This window comes from Aeromonas sp. Y318-1 (assembly GCF_027706125.1).
Lineage (GTDB): Bacteria > Pseudomonadota > Gammaproteobacteria > Enterobacterales > Aeromonadaceae > Aeromonas > Aeromonas hydrophila.
Map to the genome: position 1 here is coordinate 39,200 of NZ_JAPDCM010000015.1, position 23,384 is coordinate 62,583.

Annotated in this window: 22 protein-coding genes and 2 pseudogenes; 12 read left to right on the forward strand and 12 right to left on the reverse strand. The window is 46.4% G+C overall.

The annotated features are described in order from the left end of the window. Window positions 1-37: 37 nt before the first annotated feature. The 5 genes from OKB87_RS19520 to OKB87_RS19540 all read right to left on the reverse strand — a co-directional run bounded on the left by OKB87_RS19520 (window position 38) and on the right by OKB87_RS19540 (window position 3,678). Window positions 38-532 carry a DUF6392 family protein gene (locus tag OKB87_RS19520; protein WP_135319949.1) on the reverse strand — a complete coding sequence of 165 codons (495 nt, stop codon included), beginning with the start codon at window positions 530-532 and terminating at the stop codon, window positions 38-40. Further along, window positions 532-1,509 carry an S-type pyocin domain-containing protein gene (locus OKB87_RS19525; RefSeq protein WP_270828310.1) on the reverse strand — a complete coding sequence of 326 codons (978 nt, stop codon included), beginning with the start codon at window positions 1,507-1,509 and terminating at the stop codon, window positions 532-534. The genes OKB87_RS19520 and OKB87_RS19525 overlap by 1 nt, the downstream gene beginning before the upstream one ends. Window positions 1,510-1,519: 10 nt before the next feature. Further along, the gene (locus OKB87_RS19530; RefSeq protein ID WP_135319951.1) at window positions 1,520-1,987 is read right to left on the reverse strand and encodes a type VI secretion system PAAR protein; all 468 of its coding nucleotides are present in this window, start codon (window positions 1,985-1,987) and stop codon (window positions 1,520-1,522) included. Window positions 1,988-2,132: 145 nt separating this feature from the next. Continuing rightward, the gene (locus tag OKB87_RS19535) at window positions 2,133-2,543 is read right to left on the reverse strand and encodes an H-NS family histone-like protein (protein WP_045790062.1); all 411 of its coding nucleotides are present in this window, start codon (window positions 2,541-2,543) and stop codon (window positions 2,133-2,135) included. Window positions 2,544-2,625: 82 nt separating this feature from the next. Continuing rightward, on the reverse strand, window positions 2,626-3,678 hold the full coding sequence (locus OKB87_RS19540; protein WP_270828311.1) for a tetratricopeptide repeat protein: 1,053 nt from the start codon (window positions 3,676-3,678) through the stop codon (window positions 2,626-2,628). Window positions 3,679-3,877: 199 nt separating this feature from the next. On the opposite strand from OKB87_RS19540, the gene umuD reads away from it, so the two are divergent. The 5 genes and pseudogenes from umuD to OKB87_RS19565 all read left to right on the forward strand — a co-directional run bounded on the left by umuD (window position 3,878) and on the right by OKB87_RS19565 (window position 9,948). After that, complete coding sequence (gene umuD / locus OKB87_RS19545; protein ID WP_135319953.1) at window positions 3,878-4,300, forward strand: translesion error-prone DNA polymerase V autoproteolytic subunit; 423 nt, start codon at window positions 3,878-3,880, stop codon at window positions 4,298-4,300. Window positions 4,301-4,303: 3 nt separating this feature from the next. Further along, a complete protein-coding gene (gene umuC / locus OKB87_RS19550) occupies window positions 4,304-5,575 on the forward strand; it encodes a translesion error-prone DNA polymerase V subunit UmuC (protein WP_270828312.1) in 1,272 nt (423 codons plus the stop codon). 160 nt (window positions 5,576-5,735) lie between these two features. Next, window positions 5,736-7,736 (forward strand): hypothetical protein, encoded by a 2,001-nt coding sequence (locus OKB87_RS19555; protein ID WP_270828313.1) that lies wholly within the window; start codon window positions 5,736-5,738, stop codon window positions 7,734-7,736. A 138-nt stretch (window positions 7,737-7,874) separates the two neighbouring features. Then, a pseudogene (locus tag OKB87_RS19560) lies at window positions 7,875-8,855 on the forward strand (IS5 family transposase). Window positions 8,856-9,249: 394 nt separating this feature from the next. Next, window positions 9,250-9,948 (forward strand): hypothetical protein, encoded by a 699-nt coding sequence (locus tag OKB87_RS19565; RefSeq protein ID WP_270828314.1) that lies wholly within the window; start codon window positions 9,250-9,252, stop codon window positions 9,946-9,948. Window positions 9,949-10,038: 90 nt separating this feature from the next. Here the strand turns inward: OKB87_RS19565 and sodC are convergent, their stop codons facing one another. The 3 genes from sodC to OKB87_RS19580 all read right to left on the reverse strand — a co-directional run bounded on the left by sodC (window position 10,039) and on the right by OKB87_RS19580 (window position 12,746). Then, entirely contained in the window at window positions 10,039-10,554 is a 516-nt protein-coding gene (gene sodC, locus OKB87_RS19570) for a superoxide dismutase family protein (RefSeq protein ID WP_080938135.1), read from the reverse strand. A 16-nt stretch (window positions 10,555-10,570) separates the two neighbouring features. Then, on the reverse strand, window positions 10,571-11,116 hold the full coding sequence (locus OKB87_RS19575; RefSeq protein ID WP_201354130.1) for an ankyrin repeat domain-containing protein: 546 nt from the start codon (window positions 11,114-11,116) through the stop codon (window positions 10,571-10,573). Window positions 11,117-11,231: 115 nt separating this feature from the next. Next, entirely contained in the window at window positions 11,232-12,746 is a 1,515-nt protein-coding gene (locus OKB87_RS19580) for a catalase (RefSeq protein WP_041215965.1), read from the reverse strand. Between the two features lie 172 nt (window positions 12,747-12,918). On the opposite strand from OKB87_RS19580, the gene OKB87_RS19585 reads away from it, so the two are divergent. Then, window positions 12,919-13,221, forward strand: coding sequence for an HNH endonuclease (locus OKB87_RS19585; protein WP_270828315.1), 303 nt, complete (start codon window positions 12,919-12,921; stop codon window positions 13,219-13,221). A 558-nt stretch (window positions 13,222-13,779) separates the two neighbouring features. Continuing rightward, window positions 13,780-14,328, forward strand: coding sequence for a hypothetical protein (locus tag OKB87_RS19590; protein WP_270828316.1), 549 nt, complete (start codon window positions 13,780-13,782; stop codon window positions 14,326-14,328). Between the two features lie 99 nt (window positions 14,329-14,427). Here the strand turns inward: OKB87_RS19590 and OKB87_RS19595 are convergent, their stop codons facing one another. Continuing rightward, complete coding sequence (locus OKB87_RS19595; protein ID WP_270828317.1) at window positions 14,428-15,264, reverse strand: DUF3037 domain-containing protein; 837 nt, start codon at window positions 15,262-15,264, stop codon at window positions 14,428-14,430. Further along, a complete protein-coding gene (locus OKB87_RS19600; RefSeq protein WP_270828318.1) occupies window positions 15,261-16,046 on the reverse strand; it encodes a HipA family kinase in 786 nt (261 codons plus the stop codon). Before OKB87_RS19600 ends, OKB87_RS19595 begins: the two co-directional genes overlap by 4 nt. 513 nt (window positions 16,047-16,559) lie before the next feature. Between OKB87_RS19600 and OKB87_RS19605 the strand changes: the two genes are divergently transcribed. The 4 genes from OKB87_RS19605 to OKB87_RS19620 all read left to right on the forward strand — a co-directional run bounded on the left by OKB87_RS19605 (window position 16,560) and on the right by OKB87_RS19620 (window position 19,637). Continuing rightward, window positions 16,560-17,204, forward strand: a complete 645-nt coding sequence (locus OKB87_RS19605; protein WP_270828319.1) for a hypothetical protein — start codon at window positions 16,560-16,562, stop codon at window positions 17,202-17,204. A gap of 47 nt (window positions 17,205-17,251) precedes the next feature. After that, window positions 17,252-17,500, forward strand: a complete 249-nt coding sequence (locus OKB87_RS19610; protein ID WP_270828343.1) for a DUF4365 domain-containing protein — start codon at window positions 17,252-17,254, stop codon at window positions 17,498-17,500. Further along, a complete protein-coding gene (locus OKB87_RS19615; protein ID WP_270828320.1) occupies window positions 17,500-18,135 on the forward strand; it encodes a hypothetical protein in 636 nt (211 codons plus the stop codon). Before OKB87_RS19610 ends, OKB87_RS19615 begins: the two co-directional genes overlap by 1 nt. 428 nt (window positions 18,136-18,563) lie before the next feature. Then, the gene (locus OKB87_RS19620; RefSeq protein WP_270828321.1) at window positions 18,564-19,637 is read left to right on the forward strand and encodes a PIN-like domain-containing protein; all 1,074 of its coding nucleotides are present in this window, start codon (window positions 18,564-18,566) and stop codon (window positions 19,635-19,637) included. 356 nt (window positions 19,638-19,993) lie between these two features. Here the strand turns inward: OKB87_RS19620 and OKB87_RS19625 are convergent, their stop codons facing one another. Continuing rightward, window positions 19,994-20,488, reverse strand: a complete 495-nt coding sequence (locus OKB87_RS19625) for a hypothetical protein (protein ID WP_270828322.1) — start codon at window positions 20,486-20,488, stop codon at window positions 19,994-19,996. Next, window positions 20,466-20,693: a hypothetical protein gene (locus tag OKB87_RS19630; RefSeq protein ID WP_270828323.1), complete on the reverse strand. Its 228-nt coding sequence runs from the start codon at window positions 20,691-20,693 to the stop codon at window positions 20,466-20,468. Before OKB87_RS19630 ends, OKB87_RS19625 begins: the two co-directional genes overlap by 23 nt. Window positions 20,694-22,597: 1,904 nt before the next feature. Here OKB87_RS19630 and OKB87_RS19635 point away from each other — a divergent pair. Further along, window positions 22,598-23,382 (forward strand): annotated as a pseudogene (locus tag OKB87_RS19635) (IS5 family transposase); the annotation flags it as partial. Between the last annotated feature and the right edge of the window lie 2 nt (window positions 23,383-23,384).

Here is a 23,384-nt window from a genome sequence, read left to right on the forward strand (position 1 = left end):
TCCACGCACAACAGGGCTTCTTGAATCCTGATCAGAGTCATAATAATTGAGCAGGAGAAAGCGGCTTCCACTCAAACCCATCTGCGGGTTTAAATGTGATATCCGTCACCTTTTGTTCTAGATTATAGTGCAGCAGCATCATTGTACTCCTGCTACCTTTTTTAAGCTCAAAATAGTCAACGCCACCATATTTTTTCTTAATTATCTTGAATGGTGGATGGGAATATGTTGGCTCTCCAAACTCAGCCCTGACCTCCGCACGTGACATGTCTTGCCTCAATGGAGGTGGCAGTTCATTTGGGAATTTATATCCTTCCTTACCTTCTTCAATAAGGGTCAAACCTATCTCAATCAAAGATGTTGTACTTCTATCAAATGTTAAAATAACGCCTTCCTTAATCATATTTAGATTAAGAAAAGGACTGCCTGAGTCCCCTTTGGGCTTAGTCTTATATGGGATCTGCCCTGCTTCGAACAAGGAGTTATAAGTCTTACCAAGGCTATTAATCAACTCTTTAACATTGATTGTCATCAATACCACCCTTGTTCTTGATTAACTTCATGCATCTTATTTCTTGCTTGCTCAATTTCTGTTTCATCATATCCTTCGTCAAGCAAACATTTTTTTACCATATTGAAGTTTTTATCTACAGCCTTCCTTAAATCTTTAGAGTCATTATCAATCTGCATAGGGGTATTTCTACCACCATAAGTCTCGCTGCACTTCTGGTGAACTGATGCAGGGATGATGAGAGCCGCAACGTCTTTTTTCATGGCCTCAACATCTTTGGCTTTCATATCGGGATAGAGGTTACGTAAGTACTTCTCTACCGCAGCAGCTGACGGCATGTGGTCTGCATGAGATCCCAACCTGGGTCTACCTTGGAATCCACGATAGGTATCTACTTCGAGCAGCTTAACCGGAGGCTTACTGAATACCAAATAAAGCGGGGGGACCCCCAGTGATGCTGGGAAGGTGATGATACAATCTTCCAGCTTATCTCCGCTTGCTGGGAACGTCTCTAGCTCCGCATCTGGAGCTTCTGGGATGGGGCGAACCAATATGTTCGACACATCCATGCCATCTCGTTCCGGATAATAACTGCTGGCATCAGGCACTTCACCGCTGCTGTCCGGGTACCAAGTCAATGTCGGCCCACCAGGAACCACGGCGACTATGGCACTTCCTTCTTGCCGAGCTTGCACGATTGGCACAGAATCCATGCCAGATGCTGCGCTGGTGTGGATCCCATATACCTGCATTCGCCCCTGTTCATCTTCAATAAATCTGAATCGAACACGAGTTGCAGCACGGCTCATCGCCTTCAATTGCTCATCTGTGTAAAGAGTGCCGTCCCCCATATCGGAAGGCCTGAAAGCCATCAGAAATGCGCCTGACGCTGCTCCACTGGTTCGAAGAGCCCAAGACCCTAACTCTGCGGGCAAACTTCCTGAAATTCGCCCAAGTGCGACCTCTTTCACCGCACTTCCTGCTATGGCGCTAGTCATTTGCAGCTCCTCACTTGGGGTTTGAAGGTATTGGGGCTAGCACCACGGCTTTGCCAAACATTGAAAGCGGCTCCGCACTAGTAGCGGCCTCGATCGTTGTTGGCGCGACAGAACTAGATTTCGCGAAAATAAACGGAGTAACTTTCTCAACTACAGGAGGTGTGAAATGTGAATCTACCTTCTCGAACTGATCACCAACAATCACAGTTCCTGCCCCGATAATCACCCCACCGCAGTCCACTGAGCTTCCAGTCATCGCCAGTGGCTTGCCATTAACCAAAACTGTTGATGAACCAGAGGCTATCTTGCGAGGGTGCGGCGGATGATTTGGCTTATCGTGGGGGGCAAGGGGATCACCTACCCTGGCCGCAGGAATACCATCGATGAAGACGTCAGGTGAACCTGCAGTGATGGGCGTGGGATAAAAGCCATCATGGTCAGTGCCAATATTACCAACCTTGGCTGCCTGCTTGGACATTAGGTATTTCCTGCCTCAAATGGAAATCACCTTACAACAAAGGTGTTCACTTTTGAAGCTTCAAGACCGTTTGTCTATGACATGGTGTGACGCACAATAAAACCTGAAGGCCAAGGTATGACCCTTGGCCTTCAGGTGGAACAGATCAAATCAGGAAGCTATCTAGTGCTGTGCCACCTTCTACTGCCTTTGCAATAGCCTTTGGCATGCGACCCTGACCAGTCCAGGTTTTCTCTACACCATCTTCGGTGTATTTGTACTTGGCAGGGCGAGGAGCACGAGTCCGCTTAGCAGCAGTCCCCTTGGTGCTTTTACCCTCACCTGCACCCAGTAGCTCGTTTGGGTCAATACCTGCTTGCTCCAGCATTGCTTGGAATTCGGCCAATTTAGCCTGGCGCTCTTCCTGCTCTTGCATGAGCTTCAGTTCGACATCTTCACGTTCCTTAAAAACCACATCCAGCTTCTCTTTGGCCTCGGTCAGCTGCTCAAAAGTCAGTTCACGTAACGCCGCACGCAGACTACGTTGGTTCAGGATCACTTTGATAAATTCGCTCATTTTTCTACCTTATAAGCTTACTTATTGATGAGGTCTATCGGCTCAGTGGTCTGCTTTTGTGCTAAGAAAAAGTGATTTTGAATTATCCTTTATCATTGGTTAATTCTTCAAATCGTTTCTTGGCCTCAGTCAGACCTGCTGGAGATAAAGCTGTTTCGATAGCTTGCTTATATGATACGGCTAAATCACGTTCACCTCCAGATGGTAATGCAGCCATAGAAAAATAAACATATGCTTCAGCCAAATTAACAGGGCGACCATAGCCAAACGCATAAGTAAACGCGCGAATAAAATTAGCTTCCGGGTCCTCTTTTGGCTTCTTGTTAAAACAGGCATCGACGGAGACAGCACTATCAAGCTCAGTTGCAGGGCAATTCATGCCAATCCACAATTCAATCCCTCGATCTGCATCCTCATTCTCACATAGTGGCATCAAGGCTTTGATATCACCTGTTGGATCAGCTCCATCCAAACAACGCATTACTTTCAGTTTTCCTTCGGCGTCTTGCGAGCCCTGGGCAGTAGCCAGTTTCAAATAATGTTCTGCTTTGCTTCTGTCTGCCTTCTGCCCAAGACGACCAAATAAATAGACTTTGCCTAAAGCTTCTTGAGAATACACATACCCTTGCTCAGCCGAACGAAGGTACCACTTTAGTGCGACCTCATCATTATGAACGGATTCGTAACTACTCGAGTATGTGACTCCCAATACATACTGAGCATGCGGGTTACCTTGAGCGGCTGACTTTTCATACCACTTCAATCCGACTTCGCTGTTACGGTCCACCTCAATGATCCCTTGAGAAATACCTGAATAGGTTTGCCCAAGGTAAAGCTGAGCATCAGCATTACCGTGTTCAGCTGCTGCGGTAATCAACGAGAGTGCTTCCGGCCCGTTACGGGTGGCATAACGTCCATCGGCATACAACCTACCAAGCTCAAACTGTGCTCTGGAGTCCCCTCTTTTCACTGCTGGTTCGAGTAAGGCAACAGCCTCTCGTAATAGAGCGATATCATTTTGTTCTTGTCCCTTTTCAATCAGCGCCTTAGCTTTTCCCAAACTCTCATCGGCATGGCCTACACTCAACCACGACACCAGAAATGCACCTAAGCAAACCGCCAGCTTCTTATTCATCCCTATGCCCGCACGTTCAAATAAAGCCTCAATTGTGCCACACCATTGCGTCTATTAAATGCTCCATTGGTCATTAAGTGACAGGTTGTGTCATCAGCATGTCCATCTAAACCAAGACCTGGAGCCAATCGCTCCACGGTGATCTTCATCATGGGCACAGTTATACTGTATTTACATACAGCACAATAGAGCTCCAAACATGTACGCAGTTCCCGACCTTGACGCCCCGGCCCTGGAAATCCCCTTGTACCTTTCTCCTGCTGCATGCGGGTTCCCCTCCCCAGCCCAGGACTATGTCGAACAGACCATCGACCTGAACCAAGTTTGTATTCAACACCCGGCCGCGACTTTCTACGTGCGAGCCTGCGGGTACAGCATGGTTGGAGAGGGGATCCATGATGGGGACCTGTTAGTAATTGATCGAGCCGTAAAGGCGAGTCACGGCGCCGTGGTGCTGGCCTGCCTGGACGGCGAATTCACTGTCAAGAAACTGCAGGAAACACCAATCCCTGCCCTACTCCCCTCCAACCCAGATTTCCAGCCCATCTATCTGCAAGAGGGTCAGGAGCTGGAGATATTCGGAGTCGTCACCTTCGTGATCCACAAGACCAAGCTGGGTTGAACGATGCCTACAGCCATTGCCCTTGTTGATGTGAACAACTTCTACGCCTCCTGCGAGCGTCTATTCCGGCCTGATTTGAAGGGGAGGCCCATCGTGGTGCTTTCGAATAATGATGGATGCGTTGTGTCTCGTAGCCCCGAAGCCAAGGCTCTCGGCATCAAGATGGGAGTGCCCTACTTCCAGATCCGCCAGTTCTTTGAGGCAATGGGTGGAATCTGGTTCTCCAGCAACTATGCCCTCTATGGCGACATGTCTAACCGAGTAATGACCGTATTGGAGGGGATGGCCCCGGCTGTGGAGGTCTACAGCATTGACGAGGCCTTCATCGAGCTCAGCGAGAGATGGGCGGGCGACCTGGTGGAGTATGGCCGCCAAGTCCGCGAGCGGGTGCAACTGTGGACTGGCCTCACCGTCGGGGTGAGTATTGCCCCGACAAAGACCCTGGCCAAGCTGGCGAACTACGCTGCCAAGAAGTGGCCGGCTACCGGGGGCGTGGTCGATCTACGGGATGAAGGGCGGCGCGCCAGGCTGATGGCCATCACCCCGATCGAGGAGGTCTGGGGCATTGGCCGGCGGCTAACCGCCAAGCTGGAGACACAGGGTATCAAGACAGTGGCAGAGTTGGTCGCCGCCGATCCCAAGGCCCTGCGGCGCCGGTATGGCGTGGTGGTCGAGCGCACGGTGCAGGAGCTGCGGGGGATCCCCTGTGCCGAGCTGGAGCAAGAGGCCCAGGCCAAGCAGCAGATCATCTGCTCGCGCAGCTTTGGCGAGCGCATCACCCAGATCGGCCCCATGAACCAGGCGCTGGCAGGCTACATGGAGCGTGCTGCCGAGAAGCTCCGGGGAGAAGGGATGTGCTGCCGCCACGTCACCCTGTTCATCCGCACCAGTCCGTTCAGCGACAAGACCCCCTACTACGGCAACCAGGTGAGCACCAAGCTGGCCATGCCAACAAATGACACCCGGGCGCTGCTGGCCCTGATCCCCCAACTACTTCCCCGGATCTGGCGCGATGAGCAACGTTATCAGAAGGGCGGCGTCATGCTGGCCGACTTCACCCCGGCCCACATGCAGCAGGGCGACCTGTTCGCTGCGGAGCAGCAATCACCGCGCAGCGAGGCGCTGATGCAGGTCATTGACAAGATCAATCATGGCCGGCTGGGCAAGATCTACTTTGCAACCCGCGGCCGGGCCTCCAGAGAAGGGATGATGAAGCGTGAAAGCCTTAGCCCCAGATACACGACAGCGCTTGGTGAGCTCCCTATTGTGAAATGATACAAATAAAGGAATCCCTAACCGCACAAAAAATGGGCACACACCTCAATAATAGAGCGCAAGTCGACCACCTACAGCCTGAAAATCACAGCTTTATAATATTTTACACAATTTAATCACGAGATTAAATTATCCATCCTTAAACTATGGAGGATAATTAATGAGATTGTTATTACCAGTTCTAGTTACATCCATCATGTTTGGCTGTGGTGGTGGCGGCAGCGATGATAACAAGCAATCAAATGACAAAGACACCAGTACCACTACCGCCCAAAACACACAAAATAACGAACAATCCGACAACACAAATTTAAATGAAAATACACCTAGTGTTCCAACACCTGGAATTTCTCTCGTACCGAACGGACATCATTCAGCTCCATCTGTAGCTGATGGCACTAACCAGCCACAACCCGGTGCGCCTGTACCACCACAACCGAGTAATACAGATACCCAAGTTCCAGCCGGAACATTTGAAGAAAAAAATTCGGAATTTAATATACAAGTATCCCCCGATAATTACGATGCCAATTCATATCTCGAGGCCAAGATTAAAGATTTAAGCATTAATAGTGCGAGCTTACAAGATACTAGTAATCTTGTACTGAAATGTTCATGGATGATCAAAAAACAAAAGGTTAGTGATTCATGTAGTTACCAGCTCACTGGTGACGACCACTTACATCCGATAAAAATAACGGCCTACTTGCAGAATGCTAAAGGCCAGAAAACAGAGTCATACGACACAATTATCCAAAAGGCTTTTCCGGTTACTCACCATAAAACTCCATCTGGTGATGCAATACTCATGTCGGATGGAAGGATCATTAGTTGGAATGCTCCAAGTGGCTCAAATTTAAATGAAGCACGGACCAAACTACTGCCAGCCGATGCAGCAGATAGTCGAAGCTTTATTTCCCTAGCAGCAAACAAATCAGCATTCATTGCCTTAGACAAAGACGGGAAGATCGTAACGTGGGGGAATCGTAAGCAAGGTGGAGATGCTCCTGAGTTAGTAACTAGCAAGAAAATTAAACAGGTTGCAGCATCTGATTACGCTTTCACGGCGCTATCTGAGGATGGCAAAGTGTATCTTTGGGGCAATTTAAGCGAATTCAAACCAGGAGAAGAAGTAGCTATATCAGGGCATGTGACTACATTATATGGTCTCAGTAAGGGATTCATCGCATTAACAGATGATGGCAATGCCTATGGCTTCGGTGTAGATATCCCTCTGACATCAAAGGCGGTTGGAAGTATTAAGAAAGCTATATCTACACAGGTATCTCATGGGAGTATCTATCATAAGTACAGCATGGCAGTCTTGAACAACACAGGGAATGTCTACGTATGGGGAAGCTATGCAGATAACCTTCCTGCGTTAGATAGTGTTGTAGACCTCACCTCAAACAATGAAGCCTATGCTGCACTGAAAAAAAATGGTGACGTAGTGGTATGGGGTGATCCTGCACATGGTGGAGAATTCAAATATAGCCTTCACAAAAGAGAATATGTGAATGGCAGATTTACCAAAGATACAACCTGGACTTCAATTCAGCCCCCTAAGAATGTGACCAAGGTAGTTGCAAGCGATGGTGCATTTGCTGCCCTACAGAAAGATGGGAAAGCAGTCACTTGGGGGGAAGGCTTCTCTGGAGGCAATACGTACTCTGTAGAGCCCAATAATGAAATCCAAAATAAAACTATAACTGACATTCATGGTAATGAAGGCGGTTTTATTGGTGTTGATAGCAACGGTAATATGACCACTTGGGGTTATTGGTGGATAACCGATGAAAACCTAGTTAACTACAATGCCGGAGAAAACCCGAATTGGGAGAGTAATCTATACGATGCTATCGGGAAAGGGGCATACAAAAACTTTACCTCAAATTCAGTATCTTTTGCGTTCTCAGTTAGCAATAAAAACTCCAGTGAATTTTTTGCCGTCGGCCGTAAAGAGATTGGGGGTAGAATTTTAAGAGGAAATTTTAGGGACATCAAAGGAGATGTAACAAAAATAACACCACATGAGTGTGGCTATTCTGCATTTAGCTCAACCGGTGATGTATACGGCTGGTTTGGATGTGACGGTGACCCAGAATACGATGGTACGCTCAACAGAGAATATGAAGCAAAGCCATATGAAGTTATAGAGTAGGAACGCAATATCACGTGTAATAAAAGCCAGAGCAATGCCTTGGCTTTTTTACAACACAATGGTTTAACTAGGGAAGGTGCGAACAAGTCCCTGACGTGAGATCATGAGCCCCACCTGGCGCCATTTATAAGGTTCAGCATGAATCATCAGCTCACCTTCGCGGATAGCGAGTTCAATGGCAAACGCCGCAAAACCCGTAAGGAGTTATTCCTGGCTCGTATGGAGGCGTTGCTCCCATGGGCAATGATGCTGGAGGTCATCGAGCCCGTCTATCCCAAGGCAAGTAATGGCCGTCGTCCCTACCCACTCGATACCATGCTGCGTATTCACTGCATGCAACAGTGGTGACGGCGCCATGGAGGATGCGCTCTACGAGATTGCTTCGATGCGTCTGTTTGCCAAGCTCTCACTGGACCAGGCCATCCCCGACCGTACCACCATCATGAACTTCCGACATCTGCTGGAGCAGCACCGGCTGGCCCGGCAGATCTTCGACGCCGTCAACCAATGGCTTTCTGACGCCGGCATCATGATGAAGCAAGGCACGTTGGTCGATGCCACTCTCATTGAGGCCCCTTGCTCGACCAAGAACAAGCGTGGCGAGCGTGACGGCGAGATGCACCAGACCAAGAAAGGCAATCAATGGTACTTCGGCATGAAGGCTCATATCGGTGTCGATGCCAAGAGTGGCCTGACGCACAGTCTGGAGACCACGGCAGCCAATGAGCACGACCTCAATCAAGTGGGAAATCTGCTCCATGGCGAGGAGGCATTTGTGTTCGCTGACGCAGGATATCAGGGTGTAGAAAACCGTGAAGAGCTGGCAGATGTAAAGGCACAATGGGCGATTGCGATGCGACCTGGCAGGCTCAAGGAACTCAAAAAGCATCCGCGAAAAAACAAGGCTGTGATTGCCTTTGAGAGGCTCAAATCCAGCATCCGCGCCAAAGTGGTGCACCCGTTTCGGATCATCAAACGTCAGTTTGGCTTTGTGAAGGCGCGGTTCAAGGGCTGCGCAAGAACGACAACCAACTGGCGATGTTGTTTACGCTGGCGAATCTGTTTCGCGTGGACCAGATGATACGGGCATGGGATAGCTGTGCCCAAAAATCGAGATAAGCCTCGAAAATGAGGCTAAATGGCGCTTAATAGCCGAATACTTGCAGCAAAAAGTCAGGTTTTCGGAGTGATGGGCATTTCAAATACGGACAAAGAGTTCGTGGTGAAGGTGCGATCCACTTGTTCACCCCTTCCCTAGGTCCGGCATTGGCAATGGTACCCACTGTTGAGAATCTCTGTCACGTTCGAGTTACAAGCTGAATTACAAATGACTGACCTAAATGGGGCCTAGACATCCTTAATGAACCAATATTACTTGCATTATTTCACTCTGGATTGAAATATTATAATTATGCAATCAAGTGTATAAATACCATTACTAACGTTTACTGAGCCTCAGGATTTAAATTCATCCTGACATTATATTTTCATGACTGTTATTTGGTGATAAATTATGCTAGGAAAAGTAGCTAACGAAGCTAATCAACTCTTATCAAAAATAGATGACTTCAAGTATTTTGTCTTGCTTGGAACATTTATTCTGATGCTAGACAGCACATTAATAACACATAGCAATGCCTCACTGCTCAGACTGAGCTGGAATGAAGTAGATAAAACATTTACCATGGGTAGTGCGCTTGCATTTATTTGTTTTTTTAGTTTCTACATTACATTCATTGTGGCAACTGCAAGAATTTCAATTATCGCAATAGTCAGTTTTATACCATTTGGCATTATAAATTTCTTCAAATCTAACTCATCAGCTGTGGAGCCAAGAAAAGACCTAAAGAACATCTGGGAACTCAGAACTATGGCAATAAAAAATAACAATGCAGTAGCTTATGAAGCATTTAAGGAAAAGCAGCAAAAAAAAGACTCCAACAATAAATTAGAGCAATACTGTCTCGCCTTCTTAATAGCCAGTATTATAAATTTATTTTCAAGTTCAGAAGAAGCCGAATCACTCATTATAACAATGACTTCCATAACCAACATGAACGACATGAGCCCCATTGAGAACATAAAGTTTATTCTAACCTGTCTTTTATATCTTGGAATAATGAAAATTGGGATTCTAGATGGATGTGGTTTCACTTATAGCTACACTGAAGATAATTACATTTATCTACCCAGAGATAACAAACCTACATAAGTTCAAAAAATAATAGTAAAAGAGGTTGTTGAACAACCTCCTTTTAGTGGATCAGTAAATATTAGGCAAAGTAAGTCCAACTTTCTTAAGTTAGGGTATTAGACCGCAGACAACTCTCGCACCACCGCCACCAAGGGGGGCTGGGTGATCGGAATGGTTATCACCGCCGGCATGGACCATCAAGGCCTTACCACTCAGTTCCGCCAGGGTAAGGCGCGGTGCCAGCACCGGTTGGACAGCTTTACCTGCATCATCGACGTAGAGAGGTGGTAAATCCCCCTTGTGGGCATCATCTTGCCAGGGGGCACCATGGCGCCCAGTTTGTTGGGGATCATAGTGACCACCGGCCGCGCCACCCGCAACGCTTTGCCCATCCTTCATACTGCTGTCGCAGCTCCCGTTGGCGTGCACATGGAATCCATGCAGACCGGCAGGCAAAGAGGACAGCGCCGGAGTAAAGACTGCGCCATAAGGACTTTCACTCAACTCGACATGCCCAACGACAGCCCCACTGGCCAGATCTTTCATTGTCACTGTAGCTGCAGTGGCATTGACGCTGGTTACCAGTACTGCTGCAAGCATCACTTTACTCAGTCGGTTATTCATCTTTCTTCTCCTTACTTTATTGCATCGAGGGTGAGTTCCCCTCGGTGGAATTGCCTTTCCCTGCACCTGTGGCCAGAGCGCGAAACCGCTCGCCCTGCCCGAAACGCTCGGCAAACTGAGCTGCCGTCATGGTGTTCTTGTCGGTAACAGGCTCATCGGGTCGACGATTGCTGTTCATGTCACAGTCGATAGCATAAAGGGTTTTAGCAATGCGCCATTCACCCTTGATAACCGCGCCCATCAAAGCAGTATGACCCCGTTTGTCACGTAAACAGGCATCAGCTCCGGCTTTGAGTAGGGAGTGAACAGCTTCAGCTTGCCCCTGATAAGCGGCAATCATCAGTGCCGTGTAGCTCTGCACGTTACGCTCATCAATCGGGAAGCCAGCGTTAACAAATTCATTCAGTACACTCACCTCTCCGCTACGAGCAGCTGCAAAGAAATAGTCTTGCAAGCTGACTGGCGGTAATTGCTCCGCCTCTGTCGGCTCGCTACCCCAGGCGGGTTCAGACAACCCCATCAGCGCAACAAGCAGACTCAGCAGCAAACGGCTAGGTACCATCCTGCACTCCTCCAACATAATGCCTGCAAGGCCCGGTTCATGATTGCAGGCAGGAACAAGTGGGCCCTGCAGGACTTACCGAGTTACCCCCGCCGCCTACCTGGCGGGGGCAAAATTACAGTTTGGTCGCGAGCTGTTTGACCCGTTGCTCATCCCCCTTAACGGCGCGAGTCAGGGCCATACCATACTCACTGTCTGCTTTGTAAAAGTGCGCGAGCATCTTGTGCTTCACTGCACTGTCACGCACAGCACCCAGATCGGCTGCCAAGTTGCGCACGAGATTGGTCTTTCCTTTGGCATCGAGAGAGCGATAGAAATTGCCGGCTTGGCTGAAGTTATCGGTCTTCTCGATCTGCTTCTGCTGAACAGTCCCTTCTAACGCTGTCGTGACTGCACGAGCCTCTGCTGCCATGGTCTTAGGTGCCTGGCTGCTCGGTTCGTAGTTCACATTGCTGATTGTCTTGCCGATGTTCATGGCACCATCCTGGTTGTTACTCACAACCGGAACCAGTGGGCGGTTGATAGGCAACTGCTGATGGTTCGCTCCGAGGCGATAGAACTGGGTATCGCTGTAGGCGAACAGACGCCCCTGCAGCAGACGATCTTCAGAAGGTTCGATACCCGATACCAGGTTGGCCGGAGCAAAGGCCGACTGTTCGGTTTCCTGGAAGAAATTGTCAGGCATTCGATTGAGGGTCATGGTCCCAATCTTCTGCTCAGGAACCCCCTCCCACACCTTGGTTGCGTCCAACGGGTTGTAGCTAAAGTCGTTCAGCTGAGAGGGCTTTAACACCTGAATAGCGAGATCCCATTTCGGGTAGTCACCGGCCTTGATGGCACTATACAGATCCCGGGTCAGATGGTTGAAATCCTGACCCTGCACCTTAGCAACCTGATCTAGATCCAGACTGCTCACCCCCTGCCGGCTGCGCCAGTTGAATTTGACGTAATGCACATCACCCTTGGCGTTGACGAACTTGTAGGCATGCACGCCGAAGCCATCCATTTTGCGATAGCTGGCTGGGGTACCGAGGTCGGAGTAGACCTGAGTCAGCATATGGGTAGAGGCCGGATCCTGGCTCATGAAGTCAAACACACGGTTCGGATCTTGAATATTGTCGACCGGTGAAGGCTTGAGAGAGTGGACCATATCGGGAAACTTGATGGCGTCCCGGATGAAGAACACCGGTAGGTTATTGCCTACTAAATCCCAGTTGCCCTGGTCGGTATAAAACTTAGTAGCAAAGCCCCGCGGGTCCCGGAGGGTCTCTGGGCTGTGTTGACCATGAATAACAGTGGAGAAGCGGACAAAAACAGGTGTTTTCTTGTTTACGGCTGAGAATAAGCTGGCAGAAGTGAGCTCTGGAATAGCCTGGGTCACTTCGAACTCGCCATGGGCGCCAGTGCCACGAGCATGAACAACCCGCTCGGGGATCCGTTCCCTGGCAAAACGCTGCAATTTCTGGATGAGATGCACATCCTGCAGCAAGACAGAGCCATTCGCACCGGCGGTAGTTGAATGCTGATTATCACCTACAGGCGCACCGTTATCGCGAGTGAGGACATCAGCTTGAACGTGTAATGCAAGGCCCGACATAAGAGCTATTGTCAATTTTGTCATTGTTTTCATTTCTTCCCTTATTTTTTCTAGATTTATCCCTGCCTGCACCTCCTAGACTAAGTCATTGTTTAATTCTAAAAAAAACGATTAAAAGCGATTAAACCGTTCTGGTATTGCGATTAAGTGTAACTGTGGCTGAAATGAGTGATAAAGGATTCCGTCACCAACAAAGTCCTGCTGATTGCCTCATATCAAGCCCTGGGCACAGTGCAAGGAGAACGCTGAACGCCTCGATGGCCACAACGGCCTGCTGCTCTCCCCTCACATCGACAAGCTGTTCGACCGGGGTTGGATAACCTTCACAGACGCCGGTGACCTACTGTGTGCCGAACCCTGTATCGAGCAGGCTCTGCAACAGTGGGGCGTTGAGCTTCCCAAGAATGTCGGCCCGTTCAACCCCAAGCAGGCCGAATTCCTCGAGTACCACCGTGACGAGATTTACAAGGCTGAGCCCATCGCTTCTGCCCGACGCATCCCATCCTGAGCGGGCGCCTTTCTCCCGCTCTACCCTCCCCCCACGGCAACCCTACAAATCTGTGTTCCCCTCGTTATCCAGCCTTCAACTGACTCAACACTAGGAACCATTTGAGGTATCATATTACCAAACACTCACCCCATAAGTCAGACAAGGAGCTATGTATAAAAATTAGTTTTTTGTAGGGTTTACTTAAGGGCTGTTGATTTTTCCTATAGTGCTTAACCTCCACACTCAGGAATCAATAAATGACAGATTTATTTTTTTAATACGCATTAGAGATCGATATGATTAAACATATAAAAAATTGGTACAATGGAGAGGTCAAGATACATGAATTTGATAATGATGGTTCATTCTATATCATGCCAATGATTTACACGGAATATCACTGGACTGCAAAAATAGCCAAGAACATTGTTAGTTTTTATCTAAAGCACTGGCAGTGGGTGTGGACCACAACTCTTGGATTCTTCACTCTCTACGCTGCTATTCTTGCATTAAAATAGATGATGGACCAGCAATAAATATAGCTAAGAATAAACTTCAGCATTAGGTTTGGAAACTATGGATTGGAAGTATTTAGTAACCACGGCAATAGCTTTATTCGCTGTTATCGTTGCATGGCTCGCACGCAAAGATGCGAGAAAGTCTGTCGATACAGCGAACTCGCTTCAACAGCGGTTGGAAGTGTATGAATACCTTCCAATTCTTAAACTTGCCATAGAACCCGATGGGAACAGGATAAAGATATCAATTACCAATGCTAGTGCTAAAAACGCCGCTTTAGATTGCAAGTTAACAACGAGCATTCGGATATGGGCTGGTGATGGAGTCTATCACGTTGAGAAAGAGCAGATACAAAATAACTATGATTTAATTCCCCCACAAACAACCATCAGTTTATATCCAGATGAAGTTAACAATATAACAAAGAACTCTATATCATTTTTAAATCAATATAAAACCGACAAAGACAAATTTATAGTAAGATGTAAAATTGAATGCTCGGCAGCACATCCAAGATCTCCAAAAAGCTATAAAGATGTAGCTGCCTCATTCTCATATGAAGATGGATGTTTAGAATATACGAAAAATCAACCATCCAGTATCTAATTGGATAAGTATAATTAAAAGCCAAGTGAGATAGTTAAAACAGCATATATGAAAGCGCCGGCACTGAGCCGGCGTTTTTACGACTGTTAGACCTTAAGGTTACACTCTCGAGGCGAATGCTAATATCTGCCCAGCATCATCTGCAGGAACTATCGTTACAGAGCGGTCACTGAAAACCTTTATTGCTTCGTTAACCGCTGGAAGAAGCGCCTGGTTCTCGCTGGCATCCGGAAACTCAACAGGTACGATTACTTTTTCTGGAGCTAAGATACCAGCCCCAAACAGCCTCTTGAACCTGTTAGCCCATTGCTCCGCTTCATCAACGATCTTGTTGGGAGTCGGCCTCCCAAATACAAAGCTAAGGGGTCGTATGGCCCTCATATTCATACCATCTTTCTGATGGATGAAGGGAACCTTAGCCTTCACTAGTCCCATTGGATCACCCAGATCAGCCGCCTTGTAGTATTTGCGGAGATCATTCTGCTCAAGAAGCTGCCTAACAGCTGCCTCCAGTTTCTCGGTTGCAGAGGGCTGCTTGGAAAAACTATGGTGAACATAGTGTTCGTAGAGCTTTTCAAGATACTCAGCTAAATCTCCATCCACTAAGGCAGGCTTTGCCTGGCTGAAGTAGATCAGCCCTTCTTTAGCTTTAGTTGCCTCGTGGAAAAGGCGAAGTGTGCTATCAGGGCTACCCAGATGGAGGCTCGTCTCTTGAACCCGTTGCAGCTCATCAGACACGAACTTTGCCACCATCCTCGGGAGCTTCACATCAAGCTCACTGAAGAAGCCGGTAACTCGAGAGAAACGCGTTGTTTCAATGCGATAGTCCAAAAAGCCCGCTTTAGGGGCACATAGAACCACCCCCACGTTGGCAAACTCTTCGGTTTCACGATAGGGGCGGAACTGAACGACTGCGTAGACAACTTGATGTGTCATAGCTCTATCCACCTCCAAAAATGATTCTCAAACCGTCCCAGAAGAGGCATCACGACATCATCAATGATGTCCCCGCCTCCCAGCTGGTTGTTCGCTTCCTCCCTCCAATGAGGTGGAATTGCGGCGATGACCTGGGGCAACTGGCTCATGGCCTGAACCATACGTTCAATATACTCATCTTGTGTTGCGATGTCATTGAGGGAGATCCCTGCATTGTCACCAGAGAAGACATGGTTGCTCCGGATCTTGATGTCCTCTTCCTCTGGCAGCAGTGCCAAGTTGTGGTCAAAAACAACAAATGGGGGAGCGCTGGCTGTATCGAAGAGCAGGTTTACGTTTCCACCCAAGTCGGACAGCGTCCGGTCCCCATTCTTGATCCAGACATCGAACACTAGGATATCCGTCTTTAGCTGAGAAGGCGTAGCTCTGGCCATCGCCATGTTCACGGCCATGGTGTTGCCATGGAACCGTGATGCAAACCCGACAGTATCGTCATCCCAGAAAGAATGGCCTCCCTGGAGTCTCATTAACTCAGGAATCCCCTCAACCAGGCGGCATTCGGGGGTCATCAGGCCAAACGCTTGAGCTAAATGACTGCACACCCATTCAGCTATCAGCTGCCTCGGGGTGACCTCATCAAGGGTTTTGACGACATACAGTTGCCCATCATGACATTCACACAAGCGAGCCCCCGTGCTCCCCTCTCGCATGACTTCAATGATGCGTGTGACTTGATAAGGCACGGGCTCAACTGTGAGCAACTTGGGTTGAATATCTTGCAAATAGCACTATCCCCATACCAAGTGCTGACACCTGTGAAAGGGAAGACCTCCATCCAGACGAAAATCCGAGCAAGTATACTGTGGCCTCCGAAACGAATGGAACCCATTGGAATACCTAAATTTTGGTCTTTTGCTTCCAATCACAACGCCCTCCAAGCATCTAGAGGGCAAGATCCCCCTCCTCCTTACAGCCCCTCCCCTGCGAATCTGTGATCCCCTCTCAATTCCCCCTTCTTTTCGCTCAACAAACAGCACCGTTTGAGATACGATTTCCGCACGGTACCCAAGCTCCAAGCAAGGCTTACCCATGACAAGGAACTGTCATCTGATCACAGGGCAAAAGCAGCAATCTAGGAGCTGTAACTTAGGGGCGGTAGCTAAAAATTCACCAACTCAATATATTGGAGAATTAATGCGGAAATCCAAACTTTGAGACTTCGAAGGCTCAACTCCACCAGATGAGATTATAATACTCTCTTTTAAAATGGTTTTCTAACTAGAAAGGAATTATTAATGCCAGATTGGATGTATGTTGTAATGATTTGTATTGGTGCTATAGGCGTATCTGCCATTTTTGCCTGGTTCTTAGCGAGTGTACTTGGTGAGATATTTGAAACGATCGCGCTATCTGATTTTTCGAAAGACTTCAAAGATACTGTAAAGCATAGCACCCCCACATGGGATGATATAAAGGAAATAGCATCATCAAGAGGTTTAACTCAATCAAAAATTCAGAACACAATAAGGAAATATCATCGTGAAATAATGGCTGGAAGAGAGGTGGACTTATCACCTCACAAAGAGTTAATAAAAGGCTATATTAATCAATACAAAAATGATGAACCTTTTGAGGGTCTCCCAAGCGAAATTAGAATTCATCTGGAGCGGTTGAGAGACCAAACAAGTGGAAACAATCATCTTCTAGAGCCACTGACATCTCAAATTAAAGACCTCCTAACAATTAACGAAAAAGAAAAAAGACATCAGAAATACTACACTATTGGCGGCTTTTTTATAGGGCTTGCTGGATTTATGTTTGCATTATATACAAGTCTTATTCAACCTGAAGTTGAACTAGCAAATAAAGAGCAACCAATACAACAGATACAAGTTACCAATAACCAGAAGAACTCGACATCTAAAAGCGAAGTTAATTAATTCACTGAAAAATCTGGAGATAATAATTGAAGGTACCTCATACTGAGTTGACTAGCAGAGCAGGCGTCTATTTCTCAGGATACGCCCTCTCCATGTCTGGTATGATTTTTAGAGAAACAAGTTCGAGTGATGTTGGCATTGATGGACAGATCGAGTTAGTCAATGATGACGGTAGTGCCACTGGTATGCTGATAGGTGTTCAGATTAAAAGTGGTGATTCATTTGTAAACCATAAACAAAAAAATTCACTTTTACATCCAGCAGAGAACACTATAAATACTGGTCTAGACTTATAATGCCAACTATAGGTATCGTTTTTTCACCTAAACTTGAAACTGCCTCATGGTTTGTTTTAGATAGTCATTATAAAGATATTCTTGAGAGAGATGCATCTTGCAGCATAACTCAAAAGCTCCATACGTCAAATGAGCTATCTATTAATGGCGGTCCATTGCCATATATGTCCATGTATATCAGACAGTATTACGAAAGCCCGATAACTCAAGATATAATAGACAGATTCGATTCATTAAGAAATGAAGAGAGTGATGCGTTTAATGAAATGGAAAAAATGATAGCATGGAGTAAAATGATTGCGGCATTTTTCTCATTGAAAAGTAAACCAGAAATAATATGCGATATTGGATACCGCTTATCTTGGTATTTTCCTTCCGTTACTGAAAGGCAGAGGGAGATATTTAAGATGCGCATAAATAAAATGTCAGAACCTGAGCTATATAATATATTTAAAGGAATCAAACTTACATTAAAAAATGACTATGAAAAGACTTTCGAACTAATTATGGACCTTCTGATATATAAAAATAACATCTTAGATATGCTATCAGCCCTCCAAAAATCTAACTTACCTAATAGAAATGAAAAGAAGCAAATTATGTTTTTGATAGAATACGCAGAGCAATTTAAATAGAGATATTGCAGCGTCCCCTACTTAGTAGAGTAGGCAACCCCCACCTATTCAAAGCACACCAAGCGAATTAAAGCCACTGCATTCATCGTGTTAAAGAGCATCTAAACCAACAATGTCCATAACGGCACAGTTCAATTCAGCAGATAGACCAGTGGCGGCTCATCAATCTCATAATCCCTATCGACACCCTGCAGCCATCTGGAATTGATTGGGAAGTAGGTCTTGACTGTAGAGATAGCAGATTATCCCAAATTGCCATCAAATCTGCACTCCCTTGACTTAAATTCATTTATATAAATATGAGCAATACTAGCAATACTAAGAGATGCTTCTGATACTGACTGTTGCCCATTCTTTGGTGTTCATAAATACAATAACTATGAACGCTAAGTATTGTTAGTTCGGATAAAAAAAGAGAGATAGTCATCATGAAAGATAGCTTCAAGGGTTACTATAATACTGATAGTGGTAAACTGAAGGAATTATGGAAAAGTCCAGAAACATTATTTGTATTTGACACAAATGTTTTCCTCAATATCTATGGTTATGCAAAGCAGACTAGAGATGACTTCTTCAAAATAATAAACGCGCTAAGTGAAAGGATTTGGATCCCTTACCATGTAGGCCTTGAATATCAGCGTAGAAGACTTGATATAATCAAGCATGAAAAGTCAATTTTTAATTCAATCGGAAAAAATTTAGAAAAAATACAGAATGTATTTAAAGGAGACTTTGAGCAATTAGCTTTAAAACGACGTTTTCCAAAGCTATATGAAAACACTGAAAAATTAGAAAATGAAATTGGGAGAAGCATTTCTAGTTATAAACGTTCCGTGAAGCATTGGGATGATAATCAACCATGCGTAAGATCAAATGACGAAATCAGAAACAATTTAGATTTATATTTTGAAAACAAAGTGGGCAGCCCGCCACCTGACCAAGAATGGCTGGATGAAACTTTTAAAGAAGGGCAAGTAAGATACGATAATAAAATCCCTCCAGGTTTCAAAGACGCTGCTAAGTCGAAACAAGATACTGCTTTTTATCAGCACAATGGCTTGAAATATGACAAACAGTTTGGGGATTATATAATTTGGAAGCAACTTCTTGAAAAAGCCAGTAACGGCGGTGTTAAATATATTATTTTTATCACTGATGACAATAAAGATGACTGGTGGTTAAACATGGAGTCAAATGGAAAAAAACAAATTGGCCCATTACCAGAACTCCAATCTGAGATTTATAGAACCACGAGCGTCAATTCATTTCACATGTATTCGACGGCAACGTTTCTTGAAGATGGGAAATCAAATCTAGCTGTGGACGTGAAAGAAAGCTCAATACAAGACGCGATAAACCAAATGATTAGTGTTGATTCTGAAAATAAAGAGAGTTCAATTGCCTCCTTGCTAGACTCAATTTTCATTAGTGACAACCATATTAAATGGTACAATGCATATAGTATATCAGAAAAAACAATAAAAATCGCAAAAAGCATCTGAATAACCTATTAACCAAATATAATAAAGATGAGTATATAAAGTCTAAAGAAATTTTACTTGAACACTTTATAGATAATGAACACCTAGCGCTCGATATTAAAGATAATTATTACACAGATGAATACATAAATTATTTATTAAAAATTCATGAAGCCCGCAATAGTTTATTAAGACTTAAAGACTCTGAAAAGAAATCACGTTCTTCATCAAAAAACAACAATGAAAGTAATGAGGAAGGCGATAGTGATGAATAGTTTTTTTAAAATCGGTGCTATTCAATTACTGGATTGAAAAGGTAAAAACAGCAGACATCGGCCAGAGGCCGATGTCTGTCTACTACCTCATGAACAACGCCTTTAAGCATTAAGCCCCCTCCCCATCACACTCACACCTTGTCGGGCTTTCTCAGCCAACACCTTCCGCAGCTCAGCTGTAACTTCCTCTGCCGGCACACTGCGATTTCGTAGGTAAACTCTCACCTCCGCCTCCATCTCACATACTCGCAGGGACACCTGGCGGCCAACTGGCGCAGCGCTGGGAACGGGATTATTACGCAGGATAACAGCCCTTACCTCCGCCGGCCGCGGCGCATACTGCCGATCGACATCCTCCCCAAGCTGCAGCACCGCCTCGCGGATCTGCTGCGCATTGAAGCCCCTTAGCATGCTCCCCCAGGCCAGCGCTACACCTCGGGCATTGCTGTCCAGCTGGTTAGCATTGGCAGGCCAAAGTCCTGCCATCAATGGCAGCAGCTCCTCAGCCAAGAACACCGACATGCGGGCGCTGACCTGCAGAGCATCCCCTGATGCGCTCAGGGCCGTCGTCTCGTCAGAGCGGAGTGCTGTCGTCATAGACTCCCCTCCCCGACTCTCTGAGTGCCTTAGCGGCCTGCTGGGCAGCCTGCAGGTTTTCCAGTGGCTTGCGCTGCGCAGTGGTCCGGAACGAGCTGGCAGCCCGGCGGATCCAGTTACGCCAGGTCTTCTCCCAGTCCAGCTTGACGGCCTTTGCGCCGGGCAGTGCCTGCCAGTAATCCGCGAACGTGGCCGCCTCCAGCAAGATCCGCTCCCTGGGGAGGCCTGTCTCCTGGATAGCCCACCTCCCCCACTCGCCTGGGAGCACCCAGTCGTTCGGCAAGCGTGTACCTCGTCGTGGGGGCTCACTGTCTGGGCGTTTGTCCCCTTGGGGGGATACAGGGGGGATCTTTGGTTCAATGACTGGATCTAAAGAGTGACTGATTCTATGTGCATCTCTTGCACATCTGGATGTGCATGAGATTCACTATCAAGTATCAACAAGTAGACATTTGACCTCTTCCCATTGGGGCCTTTCCGAGCCTGCTTAATCAAAAGGCCAGCAGTACACAACGCATCGATATGACTGATCACTGAGCGACGCGAAATCTCACATTGATCGGCGATATGTTGACTGCTTTAAAAATTGCTAGAGCAGGCCAAGAGCTTGAAACTGACAAAGTGGCCATGCACGGAGTTTTATTGTTGCTTTCGCTATCGTCAGTAAATAGGTTAATTTTTAATAAATCGCATAGAAATGTCGATTGCTATTAATTATATATCGATAGTACTCGGTATCGTGGACCCATAAGATGACGCATTTCAGTGAAATATGACACAGCCACTTTTCTATAAAAAGCTCAGTTTTTAGACTATCTTAGCCGTATAAATGGTAATCGCTTCTCAACGCTACAGCATAGTCCATTCTAAAATTTAACTTAATTCCATTGAGCGTTCAGTAATCAGTATCAACTGAGGAAATACAGACCTCACCTAGATGAGAATTTTCGGTATAACACCCTATTTTCAATAAACTGTCATACCGCAATGAACATCAACAAATCAAGCAACCACCATTAAAGCACCAATCTATATACAGGTTAATGAGTAACCATTCTTGATGGCATATAACGGCTCTATTGCCATATTATGGCAATGTTTATCGGTGATTTTTCCAGATTTTTGCATGCAAATCGCTATGATTTTATCATGTACACAAAACCGAATCATTAAAAAATAGCTCTTTAAAAAACAAAGCCTTAAGCTAGTAAAACTATTAGCTCAATATCAAAAATCCGTGCCACTATATGGCAATAAGCATTTGGCGCTGCCATATGGCGGCAGACACTTCTACACAACGCCTTACTGAGCCTATTTACCATACAGACAACTCAGAAAACCCATCAAAATATGAAGATAAAGCGACTAGATATGCATTTATCATCCCTTCCATACTCGTCTTAGTATCTTGTCCCAAGATAGTACAATGGGATACCATTAATTATAACCAAGCTGCCTTGTCGCACCCAATCGAAACCCAACCAAGGAATACCTTATTATACATCTCATGCATGGCTTCGACGCCACCTTGTAGATATTCAATAATTATACCTTTTCATGCTGACCTTCACTTACATCCCCTGTATTTCAAGATGAAATCTGTTCTATATAAAAGCCATGTTAAATACAATAATTCTGAGTAGCAATTCATGCTATCTCACTCACTATAAGTTATATTTTTAATTTTGCTAATTTATTACGGTAAGTGACAGAGTTACGACTCATTTACTGGCGGAGAAAAGACAAATATAACATGCATTACTGCTCAGAGTGAAAAATGAAGAAGCCTGGAATCTTAAATTCAATACAAATAAAACCATCACTAATATCACACTCTGATAATAATCTTATCCAGACCTGTTCAACTTGGAGACACTGGATGTTATTCGTCACGCGGGAGATGGTACGTAAGGCGGTGAATATCTACAACGTGGAGCGACTGTATCATGTGTTGAAATACAGAATCCCCGATGTGGTAAATCGGGGATTCTGAGTGGAAAAATGCTAGTTGAAATTGTGTAAATCGGCGTTGTTGCCCAAATCGATATAGCTTGAATGGAACTAACTGAGAACTTGGTGATCTGATCACTACCATCCTCTTCAACTCTGCATCATGGGCGGCGGGGCCGCAGCCCGCTTTACACTGGCCAGACCATCTGTACCTTCCTGATGCTCAAGGGGATTTTCAACCTCACTCTGCGGGCCACTCAGGGACTACTCGACTCCCTGTTCGAGTTGATGAATGTGCCATTGTGCGCACCGGACCATAGCTGTGTCAGCAAGCGCGCCCGCACGGTGACAGTGGCCTATCGGCAGCCCAGCAAGGGGCGCATCACCGGCCTGGTTATCGACTCGACTGGCCTGAAGGTGTTTGGCGAAGGCGAATGGAAGGTCAGAAAACATGGCGCGGAGAAGCGGCAAGTCTGGCGCAAGTTGCATCTAGCGGTAGACCCGGTGACCCACGATATCGTGGCGGCGGAAGTCTCGCTGGAAAATGTCCATGATGCCGAGGTGTTGCCCACCTTGCTCAACCCTCTGCGGCGTAAGCTGGGACATGTTTATGCGGATGGCGCCTATGACAGCAAAGCCAGCCATCTGCTTATCTCGCGCAAAGGTGCGACAGCCTGTATCCCGCCTCGCAAGAGCGCGGGGTTATGGAAAAAGGGACACCCAAGAAATGACGCTGTGCTGGTGCTGCGTAAGGAAGGGCTGGCACACTGGAAGAAGATAACGGGGTATCACCGTCGCTCACTGGCAGAGACAGCAATCAGTTGCTGGCGGGGAAAATCAGCCTGCGTAACTACAACGGCCAAGTGGGAGAAGTCATGGCGTATGTCAGCGCCATAAACACACTGAATACCCTTGTTCTAGCTATCAGAAAGCCCCGAGTCTAACG